Below are 1,368 nucleotides of genomic sequence, written 5' to 3' on the forward strand. Positions count from 1 at the left end.
CCGGCCGACCTGATGCTGCGCGTCATCAACCAGATCGTCGACGGCTACCTCGACCTGCGGCGCGAGCTCACCAAGCAGCTCGACCACTGGCAGGCCGAGCTCATCGATCCGCGCAGCCGCTTCACCAACTGGGGCGCGCTGATGGAGTCGCGCCAGTCGCTGCACCACCTCGACGAGATCTGCGAGGACCAGCGCGCCGCCATGCAGGACTGGCTCGACAACCTCGAGACCCTGCCGCCGCCCAAGGACGCGGCCGAGGGGCGCGAGCGCGAGCTGGTGATGATCCGCAGCCGCGACGTGCTCGAGCACATCGAGCGCGTGGTGCACCACGTGCGCCGGCTCGAGCAGAACGCCGAGACCGCGGTGCAGATGCATTTCAGCGTGCAGGGCCACCGGGCCAACGACATCATGCGGGTGCTGACCGTGCTCACCGCCGTGTTCCTGCCGCTGAACCTGATCGCCGGCATCTTCGGCATGAACTTCGAGTTCATCCCGCTGGTCCACAAGGCCGACGGCTTCTGGATCGCCATGGGCTCGATGCTCGCGATCGCGGTGCTGCTGGTGCTGATCTTCTGGCGCAAGCGCTATCTCGCGCGCACGCGCTGAACCAGCGCGCATGAAAAAAAGCCGCGTGGAGCGATGCTCCACGCGGCTCTTTTCGTCCGGATGCGAACGGCCCGAAGGCCGCCCGATGCCGTGCGACAGCTTACTTGGCGGTGGCGCCGGAGCCTTGCTGGGCCTGGACGCGTGCGTCGAGCGGGTGTTGCATGGTCGAGATGACCTTGCTGTTCACGCGCGAACCCGAGGTCACGTTCTGGTCGGGAGCGGAAGCGGTGCGGATCGCTTCGGCTTCGACCAGGGCGCGGTCCTTCGACACGGCGACCGTTTCCGGGCCGCGCGAGCCGCGGGTCACGTTCTGGTTCGGAGCAGCGGCGGCGCGCACGGCTTCGGTGTTGACTTCGTCGCGGCTCTTGCTCGAGACGGCCTGGGTCACGCCTTCATAGGTTTCGGCTTGGGCGCCAACGGCGGCAAACAGGGTCAGTGCGGCGGCGGCGATGATGTGCGAGGTCTTCATTTCGGTTGTCCTTGATACGGTACGTCGGAGGGTTTAGCCACCAGGCGCGCACGGATCGGCTCGCCTGTGCGGCGAGTTTCAAGGCGAAACCCCTCGGGAAAACACCCGGTTCAGAGACACGGTGTTTCCGCTATTGAAACAATGTCAGGTCGACCGTTCAGTCATTAACCTGGGTGCGCAGCGGGCCATTCCGGCCCCGGCGAACACCGAAGCATTCAGCCGTCCGGGCCTCAGCGCGCGGTGCGCGGCGTGCCCGGCACGGCTTTGATCTGCGGCGGGATCTCGCTGTTGAC

At 66.4% G+C, this 1,368-nt stretch carries 2 protein-coding genes; one reads left to right on the forward strand and one right to left on the reverse strand.

What is annotated here, in order from left to right; translation table 11 throughout:
- Positions 1 to 606, forward strand: a 606-nt coding sequence (locus tag AC27VN_RS41515; protein WP_490880517.1) for a CorA family divalent cation transporter, incomplete at its 5' end; no start/stop codon positions are given.
- Between the two features lie 100 nt (positions 607 to 706).
- Here AC27VN_RS41515 and AC27VN_RS41520 read toward each other — a convergent pair.
- Entirely contained in the window at positions 707 to 1,075 is a 369-nt protein-coding gene (locus AC27VN_RS41520) for a DUF4148 domain-containing protein (RefSeq protein ID WP_093355317.1), read from the reverse strand.
- Positions 1,076 to 1,368: the final 293 nt, after the last annotated feature.

It is taken from the genome of Variovorax sp. 20P10.2.4 (genome assembly GCF_058244205.1).